The sequence below is a fragment of the Paenibacillus sp. FSL R7-0273 genome, from assembly GCF_000758625.1.
Lineage (GTDB): Bacteria > Bacillota > Bacilli > Paenibacillales > Paenibacillaceae > Paenibacillus_AQ.
This window is the reverse complement of sequence record NZ_CP009283.1, coordinates 6,743,842-6,766,606: the sequence shown is the minus strand read 5'-3', so window position 1 is coordinate 6,766,606 and position 22,765 is coordinate 6,743,842. Positions and strand designations below refer to the sequence as shown.

Sequence of the window (22,765 nt, the reverse complement as noted above, 5' to 3'; positions counted from 1 at the left end):
CGTATTGCGGCTTGTCTTACAAACTGTTACAATTTATGAAGCAGCGGAATCGAAATCATATATGGCCCTTTCAATTTTTGGTTAAGGATGGGCTCGGTTCCACCATCTGTGTTGCATGAAAGGGGTTAACCATGCTAGGACTTGTAAAGAAAATATTCGGCGACACCAACGAACGCGATGTCAAGCGTCTGATGAAGACGGTCGAAGTTATTAACGGACTGGAACCTGAATTCGTAGCCCTCTCGGATGAGGCGCTTAAGGCGAAGACTGAAGAATTCCGGGCCCGGATTGAAAAAGGCGAGACCCTGGAAGAGATTCTTCCAGAAGCATTTGCAACCGTACGCGAAGCTTCCAAACGGACGCTGGGCATGCGGCATTTTGACGTACAGCTGGTTGGAGGTATGGCGCTGCATGAAGGCCGGATCTCCGAGATGAAGACAGGTGAAGGTAAGACACTGGTAGGTACATTGCCGGTTTATCTGAATGCACTGCTCAGCAAGGGTGTGCATGTCGTAACGGTGAATGATTATCTGGCTCAGCGTGACAGCGCGCAAATGGCACAAATCTATAACTTCCTGGGCATGACGGTCGGGGTCAACCTGAACGGCATGGACCATGCTGATAAACAAGCGGCATATGCCTGCGATATTACGTATGGCACGAACAATGAATTTGGCTTTGACTATCTGCGTGACAACATGGTGCTCTATAAGGAGCAGATGGTACAACGCCCGCTATATTTCTGTATTATAGATGAAGTGGACTCCATTCTGATCGACGAAGCCCGTACTCCGCTGATTATTTCCGGCCAAGCCGAGAAATCAACAGAGCTGTATTTTGCTGCAGACCGTTTTGTTAAGAAGCTGACGGCTGAAGAAGATTACACCGTTGATATTAAAGTGAAATCGGTAGCTTTGACTGAGAAGGGTGTGGCTACGGCTGAGCGCGCTTTTGGCATTGAGAACCTGTATGACCACAGCCACGTTACACTGAACCATCATATCGTTCAGGCTCTTAAGGCGAATGCCATCATGCGCCGTGATGTGGATTATGTGGTGAACGGTGATGAGGTTGTCATTGTCGATGAGTTCACTGGCCGTCTGATGGCTGGCCGCCGCTACAGCGACGGACTGCACCAGGCGATTGAAGCAAAGGAAGAAATCCAGGTACAGAATGAGAGCATGACCCTGGCAACGATCACCTTCCAGAACTACTTCCGGATGTACCGCAAGCTGGGCGGTATGACAGGTACGGCGAAGACGGAAGAAGAAGAGTTCAAGAAGATCTACGGCCTGGAAGTGCTGCAGGTACCGACCAATAAGCCAAACCAGCGTGAGGATATGGCTGACGTTGTTTATAAGAGCGAGAACGGCAAGTTTAATGCAGTAGTAGCAGAAATCGTGGAACGCCACAAAAAGAACCAGCCGGTGCTGGTAGGTACGGTATCGATCGAGAACTCTGAACGTGTATCTGAAATGCTGAAGCGTAAGGGCATCAAGCATCAGGTGCTGAATGCGAAGCATCATGAATCCGAAGCAGAGATCATTTCACAGGCCGGACAGCCGGGTACTGTAACGATTGCTACGAATATGGCTGGCCGCGGTACGGATATCACCCTTGGTGAGGGTGTGAGAGATGTTGGCGGTCTGCATATTATAGGTACAGAGCGTCATGAATCCCGCCGTATTGATAATCAGCTGCGCGGACGTGCCGGACGCCAAGGTGACCCGGGCTCTACACAATTCTATCTGTCCCTCGGTGATGAGCTCATGAAACGTTTCGGTGCAGACAATGTCCTGAATATGATGGACCGTCTGGGCTTTGAAGAGGATCAGCCGATTGAGAGCCGCATGATTACCCGTGCCATCGAATCGGCCCAGAAACGGGTTGAGGGTAATAACTTCGACATCCGCAAAGTCGTGCTGCAGTATGATGACGTCATGAACCAGCAGCGTGAAATTATCTATAAGCAGCGCCGTGAAATTCTCGAATCCGAGAATATCAAAAGTGTTGTAACCGAAATGATCAAGCCGGTCATTGACCGCGTAGTCCGCGCGCATTGCAGTGATGATATTCCCGAAAACTGGGAGCTGCAGGAGGTTGCTGACTATGTTAACAGCAAGCTGCTTGATGAAGGCGCCCTTACACGTGATGACCTCTGGGGTAAGGAAGTAGAAGAAATTGTTGATTTCATCTTTGACCGTGTTATGCAGAAATACGATGCACGCGAAGAGCGCCTTGGCGCTGAGCTGGTTCGTGAATTCGAAAAGGTTATCGTGCTTCGTTCTGTAGACAGCAAATGGATGGATCATATCGATGCGATGGATCAGCTCCGTCAAGGGATTCACCTGCGTGCATACGGCGGTACAGATCCGCTGCGCGAATATCAGTTTGAAGGCTTTGAGATGTTCAACGCCATGACTGCCGCCATTCAGGAGGAAGTTGCTACGTATATTATGAAGGCGCACATCGAGGCCAACCAGGAACGCCAGTCCGTAATCGAGGAAGATAAAATCTCGACCAACGCTGAGCCGGCTGAGAAACGTCCGGTGCACGTCGAAGCGGCTATCGGCCGTAACGATCCTTGCCCATGCGGCAGCGGCAAGAAGTACAAGAACTGCCACGGCCAGAACGCTTAGGATATCCTGATCGTTTCAGGCTTATAATGACAATAAAGGCGGCTGGGCCCGGGGTATCCCCCCGTTTGCGGCCCGGCCGTTTTTTTGGAGTTTGGAGGATTTGGCGATTTAGCTGCAGAGGATGGGCTGTGTTCATAAAAATTAAAAACTCAGGTAAAAGCGCGGAGGGGAAGTTTGGAACTGTAGGAGCGGTAGCGTCCGCCTTTGTCTGCGGATTTCAACCGCGAGCAGCGGTTCTAATCAAGAAATCTGGAGACAACAGCGGCCGGAAGTCCAAACATTCCCTGGAGTTGCGTACTAACCAGGTTCCGTGATTTTGAAGTGCCAGCTCTGAGGGGCAGCGATACTATGCCAGATCCACAAAATCTCCAATCAGCGGCCCCGCGCAAACTTTTATTTTGAAAGGTGTAGTGATCCCATGATCGATTTTACCGTGAAGCAGGACCTGCGTGAAATAGGCAAGAAATTAACCAACCTTAGGGGGTCTCTTTGACTTAGACCTGAAGCTGGAAGTCATTGCGAACTTTGAAGAGAAGATGGCGGCGCCGGATTTCTGGAATGACAATGAGAAGGCCCAGGCGGTCATCGGTGAGATGAACGCGGTCAAATCCGTAGTAGACCAGTTTGAGAAGCTGCAGCAGGAATATGATGATGCGGCAATGATGGCTGAGCTGGCCGACGAGGAAGGCGACGAGGAGCTGGCAGCAGAAGTGGCTGCAACGATCCGGGCAGTCGCCGGCAAGGTCGACGAGTTCGAGCTCCAGCTGCTGCTGAACCAGCCGTATGATAAGCTGAACGCTATCCTGGAGCTTCATCCGGGCGCAGGCGGAACGGAATCCCAGGACTGGGGCCAGATGCTGCTGCGCATGTACACACGCTGGGCGGAGAAAAGCGGCTTCAAGGTTGAAGTGCTTGACTACCTGCCGGGTGACGAGGCGGGTATCAAGAGCGTTACGCTGCTGATCAAAGGCTTTAACGCCTATGGCTACCTGAAGACGGAGAAGGGAGTGCACCGGCTGGTGCGTATATCCCCGTTCGATTCCTCCGGCAGACGGCATACCTCGTTCGTTTCCTGCGATGTCGTTCCGGAAATTTCGGATGATGTTGAAGTGGAAATCCGGACAGAGGATCTGAAGATCGATACCTACCGGGCCAGCGGTGCAGGCGGCCAGCATATCAATACGACGGACTCCGCGGTGCGGATCACGCATATTCCTACAGGAGTAGTGGTAACCTGTCAGAATGAACGCTCACAGATCAAGAACCGGGAGCAGGCGATGAAGATGCTGCGCTCTAAGCTGTATGAGCAGAAGCTGCAGGAGCAGCAGAAGCAGCTGGATGAGATCCGCGGGGAGCAGTCGGATATTGCCTGGGGCAGCCAGATACGCTCTTATGTGTTCCATCCCTACAGTATGGTGAAGGATCACCGGACTTCCGTAGAAACCGGGAATGTAGGAGCAGTAATGGACGGCGATATTAGCCCGTTCATTGACGGCTATTTGCGCAGCCAGATCAAGACAGAGGTTGAATAAGCATAACTGGATTTCTACGCGTCCTCGGAGTGTAGTAAGGAGAAGCTAGAGAATATGCAAACAATAAATTCACGCAATAAACCGCCGCTAATTCCACTAAACGGGCCGCTGCGCCATACTGTGGATATAGCTTTGATTCTGATTGGTTCATTCATTACCGGTCTCGGATTTAACCTGTTTTTTCTGCCGAACCAGATCGCTTCGGGGGGAGTCTCCGGCTTATCGGTGCTTGCCGACGAGTGGTTCGGCGCTGAGCCGGCTTTTACCCAGTGGGCGCTGAACATTCCTTTATTTATTCTCGGGGTTATTTTCCTCGGCAAGCAATATGGGATGCGCTCCCTGCTGGGCAGCTTCGTGCTGCCGCTGTTTATTTACCTGACCAAGGACGGTCCGGTTCCGACGCATAATCCGCTGCTTGCCTCCATTTACGGGGGGATTGCCGTGGGTCTTGGGCTGGGACTGGTGTTCCGCGGACGCGGATCTACGGGCGGACTGACGATAGCAGCGCAGATTATTCAAAAGTTCACCGGCTTCAGCTTCTCGCTGTCTGTCGTGCTGCTGGACGGTACGGTTATTACACTGGCAGCTTTTGTACTGGGCATGGAGCAGGCGATGTATGCACTGATCGGACTGTTCGTGACCGGAAGAGTAATCAATGCGCTGGAAGTGGGCTTTAGTGTGACCAAGGTGGCTTATATCATTTCGGATCATACGGAGGCGATCTCCCAGGCGATTCTGAATGACCTGGACCGCGGGCTGACCAAGCTGAACGCACAGGGCGGCTATACCGGTGATAACCGGGTGGTGCTGATGGCGGTTGTCGGGCAGAACGAAATTACCCGGCTAAAAGCGATCGTCCGGTCCGTTGATCCGGGCGCGTTCGTTATCATTACGGAGGCCCATGAGGTGCTCGGTGAAGGATTTAAAAGAGAAGCGTAGAATCTCCATGAGAGAAGTCTGCGCTTCTCTTTTTTTATAACAGTCCTCCCAATAAAGTTAACGTAACGTGTTGTATTTATATTAATTCAGTCGTATAATAATACATATTTGCAGGACGGTATGCAGGGATATCAACAGTTAGAAAGCAGGGATGACAGTGGCAGGCAAGCTGAGAGCGGCGATAGTGGGATCGACGGGGTATGGTGGCGTGGAGCTGATCAGGCTTTTGCAGAACCATCCGGATATAGAAATTACATCGGTAATCTCTTCATCTAGTGCCGGAGAGCCGATTGAGCAGGGTTTTCCGCATTTGACGGGAATTGTGGAGCGGAAGCTGGATGGCGTTGATCCGGCGGAGATCGCGGGCAGGGCAGATGTAGTGTTCACGGCAACACCGTCGGGTGTGAGTGCCAAGCTGGTGCCGCAGCTGCTGGAAGCGGGCCTGAAGGTTGTCGATCTGTCCGGCGATTTCCGGCTGAAGGACGGAGCGGAGTATGAAGAGTGGTATAAGCATACGGCCCCGCCCGCTGAATATCTGGAGCAGGCTGTATACGGGTTATGTGAGGTGTATGGTGAACGCGCTGCAGGAGTTGATTTTATCTCCAATCCGGGATGTTACCCGACCGCTACGCTGCTGGGACTGATTCCTGCGGTAGAGGCAGGCTGGATCAAGCCGGAGAGCATTATTATCGATGCGAAGTCGGGCATTTCCGGAGCGGGACGCGGTGTGAATCTGGGCGTTCATTATGCCGAGGTCAATGAGAACTTTAAGGCCTATAAGGTCAACAAGCATCAGCATATTCCGGAGATTGAACAGGTTCTTACCGATATTTCCGGGGAAAAGGTAACCGTGACCTTCACAACCCATCTGGTGCCGATGACCCGGGGAATTATGAGCACCATGTATGCAGGGATGAACGGCGCTTATAGCGAGCAGGATTTTGTGGAATTATACCGTAAGCATTATGCAGGCCGGTCTTTTGTGCGGATTCGTGAGGCTGGAGTGCTTCCGGCGACCAAAGAGGTGAGCGGCTCGAATTATTGCGATATCGGCTTCTCGGCAGATGCCCGTACAGGACGGGTAACGATTGTGTCTGTCATCGACAACATTGTTAAAGGCGCAGCAGGGCAGGCGATTCAGAACCTGAATTTGATGATGGGATGGGAGGAAACCCGCGGCCTCGGTTATACACCAGTGTATCCGTAAGGTTCAGCGGTCAAACATACAATGAGCATAAATCAGGCATATACCGTCGTGGAGGGCGGAAGCATTACCGCACCAAAGGGCTTTACCTCTGCAGGACTGCACTGCGGCCTCAAAAAAACAACCCGCAACGATCTGGGAGTCATCCTCTGTGAGGTTCCGGCAACGGCTGCGGCTGTGTATACAACAAATGTTTTCCAGGCTGCGCCGCTTAAAGTAACCCGGAAAAGTCTGGCGGACGGCATCCTGCAGGCGGTCATCGTGAACAGCGGGAACGCGAATGCCTGCACAGGCGAGCAGGGCGAAGCCGATGCTTATGAGATGCGTGCAGCTGCGGCCAAAGCGCTTGGCGTGAGTGAGCAGAATGTTGCAGTAGCTTCGACCGGAGTGATCGGTGAACTGCTGAAGATGGACCGTGTGCGTACCGGGATTGCCGGCATTCAGGAGAAGCTGGATGGAGGCGCCTCCGGAGCGGAGGAGTTCAGCCAGGCTATTTTGACAACCGATCTGGTGAAAAAAGAATGCTGCGTCGAAGTGCTCGTCGGCGGAGAAAAAGTAACGATTGCCGGCGCGGCCAAAGGATCGGGGATGATCCATCCGAATATGGCCACGATGCTGGGCTTCATGACGACGGATGCCCTGATTGACGGGGAGGATCTGCAGACCCTGCTGAGCACCGCTACTAATACCACTTTTAATATGATTACTGTTGATGGGGATACAAGCACGAATGATATGCTGGTAACGATGGCCAGCGGCCTGGCCGGGAATGAGAAGCTGACGCGTCTGCATGCGGACTGGGATGCTTTTGCCGCAGCGTTTACCCATGTGTGCCGGCATCTGGCGATGGCGATTGCGAGAGACGGTGAGGGTGCGACCAAACTGATTGAGGTCCAGATCAGCGGTGCGGTACATGATGAGGCTGCCGGGGCGATTGCCAAGACGGTGGTAGGCTCGAGTCTGGTGAAATCGGCGATTTTTGGGGCGGATGCCAACTGGGGCCGGATTATTGCGGCCGTTGGACGCGCCGGTGTTCCGGTATCGCCGGAGAAGGTGGATATTTCGCTTGGTGAGATTGAGGTGCTGCGCCAGTCGCGCCCGGTGGCTTTTGATGAGGAACAGGCTCTTCACTATCTGCAAAAGACCGATACGGTGCTCATTACCGTAACTCTGGCTGACGGCGAAGGCAAAGCTACAGCCTGGGGCTGTGATCTCACTTATGATTATGTGCGGATTAATGCTGCATACCGTACCTGACGGGCGGCTGGCATACAACCATAGGGAGGGTACCGGATAATGAGTGAGCAAAAGATAGAAAAGCTGTTTGTGATGAAATGCGGCGGGAGTACGCTGGCTGCGCTGCCGGATTCTTTTTTTGAGGATCTGCGGGAGCTGCAGGCCAGCGGGGTTCAGCCTGTCATTGTACACGGCGGCGGACCGGCAATTTCGGAGAATCTGGCGAAGCTGGGGATTGAGAGCCGCTTTGTGAACGGACTGCGGGTGACCACAGAGGAAGTGCTGGATGTTGTAGAGATGACGCTGGCAGGCAGCATCAACAAGGCGATTGTCCGCAGGATCCAGGGCAGCGGCGGGCAGGCGCTTGGCTTGTCCGGTGTGGACGGCAATCTGATACTGGCACGGCCTGTAGCCAACAGTGATGAAGTAGGGCAGGTCGGCGAGGTGACCGGGGTTAAGGCGGAGATTGTTCAAGGGATTCTCGCACTCGGCTACATTCCGGTTATTGCACCTATTGGTGTAGATGCCGGGGGGCAGCGTTACAATATTAATGCAGATACGGCGGCTGGGGCGGTGGCTTCTTTTGTAGAGTCGCCTTCAATGATTGTGGTCACGGATGTTCCCGGGATTATGCGTGTAATGGACGGTGAAAAGGTCGTACTGCCGTCAGTTACTGTGTCAGAGATCGAAGAGCTGATTGCCAGCGGTGAAATTTACGGCGGAATGATTCCGAAAGTGCGTGCGGCGATGGACTGCATCCAGGGCAGCGTGTCTGAAGTTGTTATTGTAGACGGCAAGGAGCCGCAGGTGCTGAGCAGGGTGCTGGGCGGGGAGAAGCTCGGGACGAGAATTATCCGTTCGTAGCAAGGAGAGTTCAAGACGGAGCCAGGTACTATTCAAAATATAGCGCTGCCGGTTTACCGGAAGCAGCATGGTGGGAGAGTGACTAAGAATGAGTGAGCTTACACAGGCGGAAAAGGATTCTTTAACAGGGGCTGCGCATACCCGTTCAGGCAAAACGGAGGTTCAGGAGGCTGCTCCTGCCAAGCTGAGTGCGGTATTCCCGTCCTATGCCAGATATGATCTGAGTCTGGTTAAGGGCAAAGGCAGCTGGGTCTGGGACGACCAGGGGAACAAGTACCTCGACTTCATGTGCGGGCTGGCGGTAACCAGTCTGGGACACGCTCCCGAGAAGGTTGGCGAGAAGCTGAAGGCACAGATTGATACGCTATGGCATGTGTCGAACCTGTTCCACATTCCGGGTCAGGACCGGGTAGCAGCGCTGCTTACGGGTAACAGCTGTGCGGATCAGGTGTTCTTTTGCAACAGCGGGGCGGAAGCGAATGAAGCAGCGATCAAGCTGGCACGCCGTTATCACCAGAAGGTGAAAGGCACGGGACGCTATGAGATTATTACGTTTGAGCAGTCCTTCCATGGACGTACTTTGGCGACGCTGACAGCCACTGGCCAGCAAAAGGTAAAAGAAGGCTTTCTGCCGTTGCCGGGCGGGTTCAAGACAGTGCCTTTGCATGATCTGCCGGCGCTGAAGGAAGCCATTACGGACAATACTGCAGCTATCATGCTGGAGATGATTCTGGCCGAAGGCGGCGTGCTGGAGGTACAGCAGGAGTTCCTCGATGCTGTGGTTGAGCTGTGCAACGAGCATGGCCTGCTGCTGATCGTGGATGAAGTGCAGACCGGTATGGGCCGTACAGGCAAGCTGTTTGCCCATCAGCATTACGGGATTGAGCCGGATATTTTCACCCTGGCAAAAGGCGTAGCCAGCGGGTTCCCGGCAGGCGTTATGCTGGGCAAAGGTTATCTGCGCGAAGCGTTCAGCCCGGGCAGCCATGCAAGCACCTTCGGCGGTACGCCGCTGGCGGCAGCGGTGATGGAAGCGACGATCGAGACAATGCTCGAAGACGAGCTGCCGCAGCGCGCCGAGGAGATGGGCGAGTTCCTGCGCGGCCTGCTGAGAGAGAAGCTGGCGGATACGCCGTTTGTGAAGGAAGTGCGCGGCAAGGGTCTCTTGATCGGAATCGAATGCACAGAGGCGGTAGGCGATATTGTACTGGCCGGACAGAAGCAAGGGCTGCTGTTCGTGCAGGCCGGACCGAACGTAATCCGGCTGCTGCCTAATCTTTATGTGAGCCAGGATGAGATCCGCCAGGCGGTGGACATTCTTGTTCCGCTCATTCATACTTATGCTAACAAAGAAAGCGGGGAGGCACATTCATGAGCCAGAGTGTACACAGCGGGAAGCTGGCGATCGCAGAGCAGCTCAAAGGCCGTGATCTGCTGGAGCTGAACGATTACAGCCCGGAGGAAATCACGTATCTGATTGATCTGGCTATCGAGCTGAAGAAGAAGCAAAAAAACGGCGAGGTTTACCAGCCGCTGCAAGGCAAAACGATCGGACTTGTTTTTGAAAAATCCTCGACCCGCACACGCGTATCCTTCGAGGTCGGCATGTACCAGCTCGGCGGCCATGCGCTGTTTCTGAGCAAAAATGACATCCAGCTCGGCCGCGGCGAGACCGTTGGCGACACGGCTCAGGTGATGTCACGCTATCTCGACGGCATCATGATCCGTACCTTCGGCCATGATAAGGTTGAGGACCTGGCGCGTTACGCTTCTGTGCCTGTAATCAACGGCCTGAGCGACCTGGCACATCCTTGTCAGGTGCTGGCGGACTATCAGACCGTATACGAGCACAAAGGCAAGCTGAAAGGCCTTAAATTGGCCTATATCGGCGACGGCAACAACATGGCCCATTCCCTGCTGATCGGCGGCGCCAAGCTGGGCGTGCATGTCTCGGTTGCCGGACCTGAGGGCTACGAGCCTGACCCGGCTGTCGTTGCTGAGGCGCGTGAGATTGCCAAAGAGACAGGCGCTAACATCGTCATCACCAACAGCCCGCAGGAAGCCGTACAGGACGCTGACGTAATCTACACTGACGTGTGGGCGAGTATGGGCTTCGAAGCCGAGCAGCTGGCACGTGAAGCGGCATTCAAGGACTACCAGGTCAACGAGGAGCTTGTAAAAGGCGCTAAGAGCGACTACCTGTTCCTGCACTGCCTGCCGGCCCACCGTGAGGAAGAGGTCAGCACGGGCGTAATCGACGGCCCGAACTCAGTTATTTTCGACCAGGCCGAGAACCGCCTGCATGCGCAGAAGGCGCTGATGGCTGCTTTGATGGGCTAAAGAAATTGCAGTTTTGAACCTGCAAAGGCCTTAGAGGTCTTATACTATATAAAACACTATATAGGATGGGTTTGAAATATTACGCGATATAATTTTGGTGCTAAGCAACGGAGTGAAGTTTGGAACTGTAGGAGCGCTAGCGTTCGCCTTTGTCTTCGGATTTCTACCGCTGTATAGCGGTTCAAATTAGGAAATCTGAAGACAACAGCGACCGGAAGTCCAAACATTCACGCAGCTTGCGTCCGAGCAACAGAGTTATATCAGCTGTTTTTTCATAAATCCATCCCATACCCCCACACTGAAAGGAAGTTGCACCCCCATGCCTAAAGAAAAAATTGTACTCGCCTATTCCGGCGGGCTGGACACCTCAGTCATTCTGAAATGGCTAAAAGAAACCTATGATGCGGAGATTATCGCCTTCACTGCCGATATCGGCCAGAAGGAAGAGCTGGACGGCCTGGAGGAAAAAGCACTGGCTACCGGCGCATCGAAGGTCTATATTGACGATCTGCGCGATGAGTTCGCGAGTGATTTCATCTACCCGATGTTCCAGTCGGGCGCTTTGTATGAAGGCCAATATCTGCTCGGCACCAGTATTGCCCGTCCGCTGATTGCTAAGCGTATGGTGGACATTGCTATCGCAGAAGGCGCTACAGCAATTGCCCACGGCGCAACCGGCAAAGGCAATGACCAGGTCCGCTTCGAGCTGAATGCGGCAGCATTATCGCCGAACATCAAGGTAATTGCACCTTGGCGGCTGGAAGAGTTCCGCAACCAGTTCCCGGGCCGTGCCGAAATGATCGCCTACGCTGAAGCAAACGGCATTCCGGTACAGGCCTCGGCTGCTAAGCCGTACTCAATGGACCGCAACCTGCTGCACATCAGCTATGAGAGCGGCGTGCTGGAAGATCCCTGGTTTGACCCAAGCGCACCGGAGAACAAAGAAATGTTCCTGCTCAGTAACGCACCTGAGGACGCACCAGATGAAGCAGAGTATCTGGAGCTGGACTTCCTCAAGGGCGACTGCGTAGCACTGAACGGCGAAGCCTTGACTCCGCTGCAGGTAATGGAGAAGCTGAATGAGCTCGGCGGTAAGCACGGGATCGGACGCGTGGATATGGTCGAGAACCGTTTTGTCGGCATGAAGAGCCGCGGCGTCTATGAGACACCAGGCGGAACCATCCTGTTCACCGCGCACCGCAAAATGGAGTCCATCACCATGGACCGTGAAGTAATGAACCTGCGCGACAGCCTGATTACCCGTTACAGTACTCTGGTGTACAACGGTTTCTGGTTCGCTCCTGAGCGTCTTGCGCTGCAGGCACTGGTGAACGAGAGCCAGAAGAACGTAACCGGTACGGTGCGTGTGAAGCTGTACAAAGGCAACATCATCGGCGCCGGCGTAAAATCACCGGTCAGCCTGTACAATCCGGATATCGCGACAATGGAAGCAGATCCGACTCAGGCCTATGATCAGGGTGATGCAACAGGCTTTATCCGCCTGAATGCACTGCGTCTGAAGGTTTCCTCCGGCGTAGCAGAATCCAATAAGTAGATTATTATAACCGCTCAGCGGTTTCATAGCAGGTCATAACATAAGCGGACACCAGAAGGCCGTTCCTCCGACAGGACAGGAGCGGCCCTCTGACGTCTAGCAGAGGAGGACATAACAGGTGAGCAAGCTTTGGGGCGGCCGGTTTACTAAAGGGACTAACAAGCTGGTGGAGGAGTATACAGCATCCATCGGATTCGATAAGGCACTGGCCGAAGAGGATGTGCAGGGCAGTCTGGCCCATGTCACGATGCTGGGCAAATGCGGTATTCTTCCGCAGGAGGATGTTGAGACGATCAAGGCCGGACTGAACAAGGTGCTGGAAAAGGTTCGTGCAGGCGAAATCGAATTCTCCGTAGCGGATGAAGACATCCATATGAATATTGAAAAGAATCTGATCGAGGAAGTGGGTCCGGTCGGCGGTAAGCTGCACACCGGACGCAGCCGTAACGATCAGGTAGCGACAGATATGCACCTCTACCTCCGTAACCGGGTGGTCGAGTTCGTTGGCTTGCTGCACGAGCTGCAGGAAGCTCTGATTGAACAGGCTAAAGACAATGTGGACACGATTGTACCGGGCTACACGCATCTGCAGCGTGCCCAGCCGATCCTGTTCGCCCATCATCTGCTGGCATATGTATCGATGTTCCGCCGCGATGCGGAGCGCCTGACAGACAGCTATAAGCGGATCAACGTGCTTCCGCTGGGCGCCGGAGCCCTGGCTGGAACGACGTTCCCGATCGACCGTCATTTTGTAGCTGAGCAGCTTGGATTTGACAGTGTGTATGAGAACAGTCTGGACGCCGTCAGCGACCGCGACTTTATCGTCGAGTTCCTGGCTAACGCAGCGCTGATCATGACCCACCTGTCCCGGCTCAGCGAAGAGCTGGTGCTGTGGAGCAGCACCGAGTTCAGCTTCGTGGAGCTGGACGATGCGTTCTGCACAGGCAGCAGCATCATGCCGCAGAAGAAAAACCCTGACGTACCCGAGCTGGTGCGCGGTAAAACAGGCCGTGTCTACGGCAACCTGATCGGTCTGCTGACTGTCCTCAAATCGCTGCCGCTGGCATACAACAAGGATATGCAGGAAGACAAAGAAGGCATGTTTGATACAGTAGCAACACTGACAGGCGCCTTGCAGCTGTTCGCTCCAATGATCTCCACCATGAAGGTGAATAAGGGCCGGATGCGTGAAGCGGTTAACACCGACTTTTCCAATGCGACTGACATTGCGGACTTCCTGGTTGGCAAAGGCTTGCCTTTCCGCCAGGCGCATGAGGTTATCGGCAAAACAGTGCTCTACTGCATCAACGAAGGCAAATTCCTGCTTGATCTGACCCTGGATGAGTTCAAGCAGTTCTCTCCATTGTTCGACGACCAGATCTATGCTGTCCTGCAGCCTGAGGCCGTAGTGAACGCCCGTAACGTCTATGGCGGTACAGCGACAGTACAGGTAAAAGCGGCAATTGAGCGCGCTGGGGCTTCCCTGCTTGAAGCGGGTAAGTGGGTAGCGCAGCATGCGGACAGTGCTGAATAAGCAGCTTGTCCAAGGCCAAGCAAACCTGGTTCGCTCAGACTAAATAACAAAAGACTGTCCTCACCGCGGTAATCCTATGCGGGAAGGGCAGTCTTTTACTATGCGGGGGTTAAATGAGTCTGGTGGCTGGCCTCCGCTGCTTTTGTTAACTTCACTTTTTTGGAAAAGATATGAATGATGCTATAAATCACTGTATACGCTACCAAAAGTGATAATGCTTGCCCTAAATGCTCCACGAATCAGAAGATGATTTGCCCAGCGGCAGCCACTTCAGCACATCCTGGATTTTGGCGTCCCAATAACCCCATTCATGCTCCCCTGGGCCTTCTTCATAGGTTAATGACAACGAAGTCTCGGCGCAGGCAGCGCGGAACACCTGATTGTCTTCATAGAGGAAATCCTCTGTACCACAGCACTGGTAGAGCAGCGGCTTAGGACCGTTTGATTGGTCGACCTCCCGAAGCAGCCACAACAGATCATTTGGCGTGCCGGTGATATCCTCCTTGCCGAAGATTAGCTCGTATTCTATTGATCTTTTGGACGCGTCGTCCCGGTTCATGAAATGATTCGCCATATCGAGCGCCCCCGACAGGCTGGCAGCAGCGGCAAAAGCCTCCGGCTTGCGCAGTCCCAGCTTCATCGCCCCGTAACCGCCCATGGAGAGCCCGGCCACGAAATTATCCTCACGTTTAGCTGATAGCGGGAAGAATGAGCGGGCAAGCGCGGGCAGCTCCTCGCTGATAAAGGTCCAGTACCGGCCGCCTTCGGCCATATCCGTATAAAAGCTCCGGTGCACCTGTGGCATCACCACCGCAATTCCCAGCTCAGCCGCATAGCGCTCAATCGAGGTCCGGCGCAGCCAGATCGAATCATCATCCGACAGGCCGTGCAGCAGGTAGAGCGTCGGGTGAAGATTCCCTCTTTTCACATTGTTGAGTCCAATTTGTGTTGTCGTCTGCTGCGGCAGAATCACCGTCATTGAAGTACTGAGGCCAAGCACATCCGAATAAAATCTGCATTCAATCAGAGCCATTGTAATTTCCTCCTTTTAGCACAAATGATAGCATAGTGCATAGCCGATATATAGAGTAGAAATCGCTGGAATTATTATGTGTAATAGGATTGCTGGGTTATGAGGGGAAAGAATATAATGGAAGCAGGAATAATAGATTCGGTATGTGCAAGTGCGAAAGCTTTGCAGAGTGAGGGGCGAAAAGGCAGGATGAAAGATCGTCTTAAGCAGGAAAAAGGATTTACACTGATCGAAGTACTGGCGGCGATTATCATTCTGTCGATCGTCTCCCTGGTACTAACGTCTTATTTTACCAACGCCATGTCATACGCCAAAGCCAACCAGAACAAGACGATCATGGTCAATCTGGCTCGCAATGCGCTGTTTTATGCGGAGAAGCAGGATTTTGATGTGTGGAAGAAATATTTCGATAGTAATATTAATATCGGCTATGGGGACGTGTGCACAGTGGATGAACTCGAGGTTCCCTGTAACTATAGCAGTCTGGTGAAGGATGTAACGATACTTGATAAAGTACTTAATCCAAGCATCAATGGTATTAGTTATTCAATCAATATTGCCTATCAAGAAGATCTATATAAAGAAATGGAAGACATAAAGAGTGATGCGGCAAATTACCTTATCCCTGTTTTGGTTACCGTTAAGGCTCCTGAGAAAAATGGCAGAAAGGCTGCTGAGACCATAGTGGAGGGATATATAACCAATGAAGCGATTCGTTAATTTCTTTCGCAATGAGCAGGGGCTTACTCTAATAGAGATGATCGCAGCTATTACATTATCCGCAATGGTTGTGGGCCTTATTTCAGGCATCACAATGTTTGGAATTCGCAGCTATCACAAAATTACAATTGAAAACACCCTGCGTGATGAGGCCGATATTATTATGTCTGCAATCATTACTGAGCTATATACCTCTGCTCCCGATAAAGTTGGAAATATGTCTGATGGCAGCGGCGTGGAGACCTTCTCAAACTTAAAAGGGAATACTCCAATGCAAAAGATATTTATCAAAGATGGACAGCTAATCATTGGTAACAGTAGTACAGTGGTTTCAAAAGAATCTATTACCGCGACAACTTCGGATTTAAGCGGATCTGAGATTAAATTTACAAGTTCATCAGAATTATGCAGAAACAATATACCTTGTGATACTGGTCTTGTTGAAATCGACCTAGTCCTGGTCCAGAACTTTGAGGGGAGAGAGTATAAGCTGGAGCTCGAGAGCAAATTCGGATTCTAGGAGGCAACTATTAATGTTTACAGTATTTCAAAAAGGGAAACTTTTTAAAATCCTCCAAAGAGAGCAGGGCTCAGCATTAGTACTGGTAATGTTTGTTGTATTATTACTAACCATTCTTGGTTTAGGAGTGCTTTCTGCCACTGTAGGAGGAAGCCAAAGAACTGAGACAAGGGAAAGTGATGTGCAGACTCTGCATTTGACAGAAAAATCTCTCGAAGAAGCAGCAGCGTATATTACTTCAGGTCTTAATGGGAAGAAACTAAGCCCTGATGCATTACAAGATACCATCACTAATAATATCAATGAGCTTCTCACAACTAAATCTTCTGTACAAACGGATCTTTCAAATGCAGAAGGTACAATTAAGAATATTACCTTTGATAACCCTGAAGAAGCATCCAAAACTTTAATTTACAAGTTAACGGTAACAGCTGAAGCCAAAGTAAATGGAGTTACAAGACAGCTTCAGCAGCAGCTGATCATTGATGCCAATCCTGATTTCCTAAAATATGCATTAGGTTCGGAGGGAGACGTAATTATTAATGGAGCCCCATTAATTCAAGGTAATTTATATGCTGGCGGTGAGCTTAAGATAAGAGATCTAGCCTATTATAAATATATGGGCAGTCCCACTCGTGAAGCATCGACTATTTATCCTGTAGTTTCACCGATTGTTAAAGGTGATGACTATGGCCAAGTATACGTGCAATCATTAAACAGCATTCAGTATGCATCGGGCAGCAGCGGTAATTACAACAACATTGCAACCGGAACCTCAAGTGGTACAGTAGTTACACAAGATGATATTATTAATAGTAATTTGAAAGATGTTCTGGGTTTAGAGTTAAATTCTAACTCAACTGATCCGGTATATCCTCTCGATAAAATAAATATTAAGAAGCATCAGAAATTTGTGCAAATTGATGTAGAGGAGTCATTCATTGATAAACTGGTTGAAGCTACCAGTAGCAACAATAGAGATTTATTGAAAGAATATTTTATAGATAATGATCCTAATATAAGTCTTACGTATCCAAGTACCTTTAACATCTTGCATAATGAGCCTCGTCCTATTCCTCCAACTGATACAGAGGCTCCTGACTATGAAGATAAGTTTGACGAGTATGAAAGTAGCCTGCAAGATTACCTAGATAACTTGGCTAAGCTGTATACTCTCAACACTCATGCAGTACTGGAAGACAATTTAGTTGTAAATGGTATTGATTATGAAGATGTTCTATTTACAGAACAAGCTAAGGAAGACTCAAAGTGGCTGATTGTGAAAGGAAATTTATTTATAAATAATGAAAGCGTTGCAGACACTATAAATGTACGGGGAAATATCTTGGTTACCGGAGATGTCATTATTAAAGGAAAAGTTAATTTTGACTCTACAATGTTTGTATTGGGAAAGGCTACTATTGATGATGCAATAATTCACGGACTCTCAAACAAGCAATTGGTGCTGATCTCCCAAAAAGATATGCTTGTGAACCGGGTAGATAAATTTAGCAGTCAGGTGCCCGACCGTATGGATGCATTTCTGTATACAGAAGGACAAGCTACATTATATGGGGTAGGGACCACACTCAGCATTAACGGAGGCGTTTTTTCAAAAGGAACTTTGACTATTAATGCTGTGGTGGGGGAAGTGTTAGAGCCAACTTCTGCGAGTAGTGCAACCCCGCTTCTATTTAATGGTGGAGATTACCGGAGACTGCAGATCAAGTATGATAAATCGATATATGAAGCACAAAAAGGGGGGCTCCCTCGTGTAAATCAGGTCAATGTTACAAAGGGGCCGCTCAAACTGATTCCGATTTCTGCTCAGCCATAAAAAAGGATAGAGAAAGGACCTTCCTGATTAAGGGAAGGTCCTCTTTCTCTATGCAAACAGCTAATACCGGTCTCCAGTCTCCTCGACAACTTTGATTTTAATTTGAGCAGAAATCGTAGTGCCTTTATAGTTGACTGTGACTATTGTACTTCCTGGAGCTAATCCTGTAATTTGTCCAGTTGAGGGGTCCAGGCTAATAATATGTTTATCCCCATTACTCCATGCTAGATTACCAGCAATATCATTTATCTTTATTGAAGCAGGATTAGGGTGAAGACGCGGAAGCAGTTGTTCTGTTTGTCCTACCAGAAGTACAACCTCTTCATCCGAATTAATGTTAAAGCTCAGAGAGTTTAGTCCAACTATATGAATAGTATGCTCATCGTGTAGATTGCCAGCTGTCGCTCTTACGGTTACTGATGTCTGAGCTTGCATATTAGCCTTTAATTTATAATAGGTGTCACTTACTTTGATTAATGTAGCATTGCTCATTCCGTCGATGATTTCCCAGTCATCGATTACCAGAGTATCAGCATTGGCCGGAAGAACGGAGAGATTCAAATTTATAGTTTTCCCTGTAAATACTTCGTTGCTCCCAGTTATCTCAATAGAAGTTGCAGGGTTGCTGACTTGAATCTCTTTAGTTGCAGTAAGGATAGTTACATTATCAGTAATTCTAAAAGCTTCAACGCTGATAGTGAAAGTACCACTTTGCTGAGGAACGAAGGTTTTATGAAGATCATCACTTCCAGATTTTAGCGATTCTATCGGGCTCCATCTATAGCCAATAGTAGGATCATTAGCAGGTGTATAAATAGCTTCTAGCGGGACACTGTCCCCGACAATTACTGGCTGGTCGCCACCTATAAGCTCCAAAGTAGGTGCAGCAGGTACTGTGGGTATAGAATTATCTACAACAGGTCGAGGTATAACAGTAACTAAGATTGTTTTGGATGGGCGATTAACGTTAGTCGTATCGGTTGCCCTTACTGTAATATTAGCTGAACCTAAATTTAATCCACTAATTACACCGCTATTTGTATTTACGCTTACTCTATTAGGATTATCAGTCTCCCATTCCAGTCGTTGATTCGCAGCGTCTGCAGGAGTAACCGTAGCAATCAGCTTACGGGATTCACCTAAGTAGATCGTGATGTTGTCCGAATCCAGTTGAATGGCCGACACCTTTTTTACCGCCTCCAAATGTATGGATGGGAAGTTTACAGCTACACGCGGTTTCGGAGTAGGAACCGGAGTAGGCGTCGGTGTTGGCGATGGTGTTGGCGATGGTGTTGGAGTCGGTATCGGCGTCGGTGTAGGTGCTGCTGTTGGTGTAGGTATAGCTCCTTTAAATGGTTTGAAATTTAAGGTGGAAGAATTTTTTACAGTTCGTGCTATTAAGTTACCGGTTACTTGGCCATTTGAAAAAGTAACAGTTGTTTTTGGGGCAAGTATTGAACCCATTACGCCGACACTATTAATTGTCAGTTCGCCTTCATCTATAAAATTAAATATTACTTTTTCTTCGTTCAAGCCATTTAGAGTGAAACCGAAATTTTGCATACTTACTGAAGCTCCATCAACATTTATAACTACTGTAGAAGTACTGGGGACATTAATATCAAATCCCCAAGTTTTTGAGAGTTCACTTCCTTTTACCTTAAATACATTCAAGGTATTATTAGTTCCTTTAAGCTTTAAGCCTCCATCAAAAACAGCATTAGTAGCGGTTAAGGCTTTTAATTGATCGGATAATTTTAATAAATATGACTCGGCCATATCAAATTTGATAGGATTTCCTTTACTAATACCAGAATGCGTACCGGTTACTTGAGCTGGAAGGGATCCTCCATAAATAATTTTTCCGTTTACAGAACCATTATCAAAGTAGAAGTCCCCTCCAGCAATAACTGCGGGTTCCTTATTATTTATATTTGAGCTGTTTACGCTTATACCTCCGTTACGTGGTCTAAGATCAACTGTACCGCCACCTGCCAGCCGTCCTTGCATATTCAAGTTAGAAAAGAGAGAATCTCTAATAACAAAAGCATTGAAATCCCCAGCTATTCCTAAAATAGAGTTAGACGTTGATACAGCAGGATTAAATGTAGGGGTAGGCGCTGGTGTGACAGTTGGTGTAACTGTTGGTGTAATAATTGGAGTAACTGTTGGTGACGGTGTTGCAGTAGCGGTAACCACACTTTGAACATCCTCATATTCTAAAGTTGTACCAACCAATGAATATTTTCCGGCTGCGGTTGCTTTAAGACTGACTTTAATTACAAAAGGTGTTTTTTGCTCAGGCTCATAATATGGCTCAGTTGTACTTGTATTAAGGCTATACGTGATCTTGTCAAATATTTTAGAAAGGGTAGTTAAGCCACTTCTGTCATCTACTTCACTATTTACGTCTGCAGGAAGTGTTACAACATCAATATTAGCTGGCAAAACATCTTTAAAAATTACTCCAGGTATCACAAGAGTCGTAGCTGCACGGTCTGATGCATTTACATTAGCTGCAGGAATAGAAACAGGAAGTATAGAGTATTCCAAGGTAAAAGTCTCTCCAACTCCGATCTTTCCGTCAGACATATTATTGGAAATGATTCTTTTTCTAATATCTAGATTTGCAGTAGTTGTCTGAGTATGTACGGGAACATCAAATACCATAGTAGCAGCAGCACCATTGGTGTCTTTGGCGTTAATTTCAATCTGGAGGGTACCTCCACTAGGCAACGGATTAGAGAATGTATGATAGATACTATCCCCCGATTTAATTGCAGTATCATCAAGTTTGATGTCAGTCAGATAACTGCCGTTACTTTTGAATCTTACACTAGTCATTAAGTCAGTATCATAACGATCGGGATCTTTGACAGAATATTTGAGAACAAAATCTTTCTGATAAGAAGGAAACCCGGTTGTAGGTGTATCAATGGTTACGACGGGAGCATGATTGGATTGAATATAATTATGATATAGCGCATTAACAAGCAACTTGCTCCAAATCTCGGTTGTATTCCCCGCTAACACTTGAGCACTGCCCATGTAGACAGAATTCTGTTTGGAGTATGCAAAATAGTGATTATAACTATCATCTTGATCATAGGAGTCATCGGCAAGATTATACCAAGGCATAACACTCCTATCTTCGAGATTCAAACGAAATGAAGAATGGCTTTTACCTGACAGAGACAGATTGGACACAGATGAGAGCTTGTTAGATACGCCATCTATTTGACTCGTATATAAAGGATATTGTGTCTGCAATGAACCATTAACAGAAATAAAATGAGCAGGTTGATTCTCATCGCCCGGTCTTGAAACAAGAGCAGTGTTTTTTTGTCCGCTTAATTGGATTGCCTCAGCTGCCCAATCCTGAATATTAGTTGCAGCAGTATCAAAAAGATAGATTACTCCCTGTTTAGAGTTAGAAAATTCTTTTATAGCTGCAGCAGCAGAAGCGGTAAACGGAGAAGCCGATTTGTGCAGATCAAAATAATTAACGATTAGTTCATCGAAACGTCCATTTATCGTACTGTGAGTGTTTATATAGCTGTTGAATTCAGACACAGACATTGATTGCAGATTGAGTAGGTAATCGTCAGACTCTTTAAGGGAGCTCGGAAGAGATAGTTCACTTCCTATCCGAAGAACGTCAATATTCGCTTTGTTTTCACGATATCTTATAGAACCTGACTCGTAATCTTTGAATTGTTGTCCACTATTAGATTCGGTTATTTCAATTTTCCAATTTAGAATTCCGGAATAGGTCGCAGGTAACCTGTAGTTAATAATGTTATTGGATGTTTTGTTGGCAGTTATCGAGGCTACCACACTGTCCTCTGTAAAAATATTGTTGCCTTCCTTAAGAAAAAGCTTAACTGTTACAGGGTAATCATTAATATTTTCTACGTTTGCCACATCAATATTAAAGCTAAGACTCTCTCCAGCTCTATAAATACGGCTATTTTGTCCGTAGTCCTTAATATCTGTCCGGTTAGAAATTAAAAGGGAGGGACGTTGTTTAAGTCTTGAAGCATACTTTGACTCATTGCTTGAGAGCTCTTCTGTGAACTTTGTGAGTTCATTGTCATTTAGAAACACAACATTGGACTGAGGAGAATTGGTACGATAATTATTAAAGGTGTCGAATAGGATTCCATGCTGATCTGTGGCTTGATTTAAGAAAGGAGCATTGTGGAAAAAGACATAGAGTCCCTTATTTATAAAATGTTGAATAATTTCGTCTGCCTTTAATTGAGTTATGTCATTCATTGAATTCTTAGTGTTTGCGGAGGGAGTTTCAGCGGGATTCTTATTGTAATTTCCTTTGCCGATATATATAGCATCATATTTGCCGTCAAGACCGTCCCGGAGAGCTATGAATCTTTTCATACTGATAGTATCTATATCCAAGGAAGAAGAGCCAGAGCTGGAAGCATTGAGGTCACTTTCCCCACTCTCGGTAACTTCAAGAATTTTAACCGTATAGTCAGGATTACCTGCAAAAACATCGATCATTAGATGTCTTATTGGCAGAATCAATATTAATAATAGCAATATGAATGCTGGAAAAAAGAGAACTCTTTTTTCTTTGATACGCTTCATGTTCATCTCTCCCTGGCCGATATATAATTCATACTTTCTGTCAAAAGTGAATGCATTATGTCATTTAATGGATATATGTGACGGCTGTTTTCATTGTAAAAAGTACCAATCTATGCTATATATCATTCTAGGACATATTTAGTAGATAGGCAATTAAAAGATATGCGCATTCTGCTGTTTTATGAGTCTAAATAACTATTA

15 protein-coding genes are annotated in these 22,765 nt (G+C 48.6%); 13 read left to right on the top strand and 2 right to left on the bottom strand.

The window, feature by feature from the left end; genetic code table 11:
• The first annotated feature begins 131 nt into the window (after nt 1-131).
• The 10 genes from secA to argH all read left to right on the top strand — a co-directional run bounded on the left by secA (nt 132) and on the right by argH (nt 13,843).
• Nucleotides 132-2,639, top strand: a complete 2,508-nt coding sequence (gene secA, locus R70723_RS29105) for a preprotein translocase subunit SecA (protein WP_039877535.1) — start codon at nt 132-134, stop codon at nt 2,637-2,639.
• Between the two features lie 418 nt (nt 2,640-3,057).
• Nucleotides 3,058-4,171 (top strand): peptide chain release factor 2 gene (prfB, locus tag R70723_RS29100; RefSeq protein ID WP_144027118.1). Its coding sequence is split into 2 segments (ribosomal slippage): nt 3,058-3,129 and nt 3,131-4,171, totalling 1,113 coding nucleotides; the frame shifts between segments, so codons are not numbered across the junction.
• A 54-nt stretch (nt 4,172-4,225) separates the two neighbouring features.
• Entirely contained in the window at nt 4,226-5,110 is an 885-nt protein-coding gene (locus tag R70723_RS29095; RefSeq protein ID WP_039877531.1) for a YitT family protein, read from the top strand.
• A gap of 151 nt (nt 5,111-5,261) precedes the next feature.
• A complete protein-coding gene (argC, locus tag R70723_RS29090) occupies nt 5,262-6,317 on the top strand; it encodes an N-acetyl-gamma-glutamyl-phosphate reductase (protein ID WP_039877530.1) in 1,056 nt (351 codons plus the stop codon).
• A 21-nt stretch (nt 6,318-6,338) separates the two neighbouring features.
• On the top strand, nt 6,339-7,571 hold the full coding sequence (argJ, locus tag R70723_RS29085) for a bifunctional ornithine acetyltransferase/N-acetylglutamate synthase (RefSeq protein ID WP_039877528.1): 1,233 nt from the start codon (nt 6,339-6,341) through the stop codon (nt 7,569-7,571).
• A gap of 39 nt (nt 7,572-7,610) precedes the next feature.
• Complete coding sequence (gene argB / locus R70723_RS29080) at nt 7,611-8,414, top strand: acetylglutamate kinase (RefSeq protein WP_039877527.1); 804 nt, start codon at nt 7,611-7,613, stop codon at nt 8,412-8,414.
• An 88-nt stretch (nt 8,415-8,502) separates the two neighbouring features.
• Nucleotides 8,503-9,789 (top strand): aspartate aminotransferase family protein, encoded by a 1,287-nt coding sequence (locus R70723_RS29075; protein WP_039877526.1) that lies wholly within the window; start codon nt 8,503-8,505, stop codon nt 9,787-9,789.
• On the top strand, nt 9,786-10,754 hold the full coding sequence (gene argF / locus R70723_RS29070) for an ornithine carbamoyltransferase (RefSeq protein WP_039877525.1): 969 nt from the start codon (nt 9,786-9,788) through the stop codon (nt 10,752-10,754). Before R70723_RS29075 ends, argF begins: the two co-directional genes overlap by 4 nt.
• Before the next feature lie 319 nt (nt 10,755-11,073).
• Nucleotides 11,074-12,309, top strand: a complete 1,236-nt coding sequence (locus R70723_RS29065; protein WP_039877523.1) for an argininosuccinate synthase — start codon at nt 11,074-11,076, stop codon at nt 12,307-12,309.
• 118 nt (nt 12,310-12,427) lie between these two features.
• Nucleotides 12,428-13,843 (top strand): argininosuccinate lyase, encoded by a 1,416-nt coding sequence (gene argH / locus R70723_RS29060; protein WP_039877521.1) that lies wholly within the window; start codon nt 12,428-12,430, stop codon nt 13,841-13,843.
• Nucleotides 13,844-14,066: 223 nt separating this feature from the next.
• On the opposite strand, the gene R70723_RS29055 is transcribed toward argH, so the two are convergent.
• Nucleotides 14,067-14,876, bottom strand: a complete 810-nt coding sequence (locus R70723_RS29055) for an alpha/beta hydrolase (RefSeq protein ID WP_039877520.1) — start codon at nt 14,874-14,876, stop codon at nt 14,067-14,069.
• Nucleotides 14,877-14,993: 117 nt separating this feature from the next.
• Between R70723_RS29055 and R70723_RS29050 the strand changes: the two genes are divergently transcribed.
• Genes R70723_RS29050 through R70723_RS29040 form a run of 3 tightly spaced genes read left to right on the top strand, consistent with a single transcriptional unit; the run spans nt 14,994 to nt 17,953 of the window.
• Nucleotides 14,994-15,596 (top strand): type IV pilus modification PilV family protein, encoded by a 603-nt coding sequence (locus tag R70723_RS29050; RefSeq protein WP_052421506.1) that lies wholly within the window; start codon nt 14,994-14,996, stop codon nt 15,594-15,596.
• Nucleotides 15,580-16,116, top strand: coding sequence for a PilW family protein (locus R70723_RS29045; protein WP_039877518.1), 537 nt, complete (start codon nt 15,580-15,582; stop codon nt 16,114-16,116). The genes R70723_RS29050 and R70723_RS29045 overlap by 17 nt, the downstream gene beginning before the upstream one ends.
• A gap of 13 nt (nt 16,117-16,129) precedes the next feature.
• Complete coding sequence (locus R70723_RS29040; RefSeq protein WP_039877517.1) at nt 16,130-17,953, top strand: hypothetical protein; 1,824 nt, start codon at nt 16,130-16,132, stop codon at nt 17,951-17,953.
• A gap of 60 nt (nt 17,954-18,013) precedes the next feature.
• On the opposite strand, the gene R70723_RS29035 is transcribed toward R70723_RS29040, so the two are convergent.
• Nucleotides 18,014-22,564, bottom strand: a complete 4,551-nt coding sequence (locus tag R70723_RS29035) for a choice-of-anchor A family protein (protein ID WP_039877516.1) — start codon at nt 22,562-22,564, stop codon at nt 18,014-18,016.
• Nucleotides 22,565-22,765: the final 201 nt, after the last annotated feature.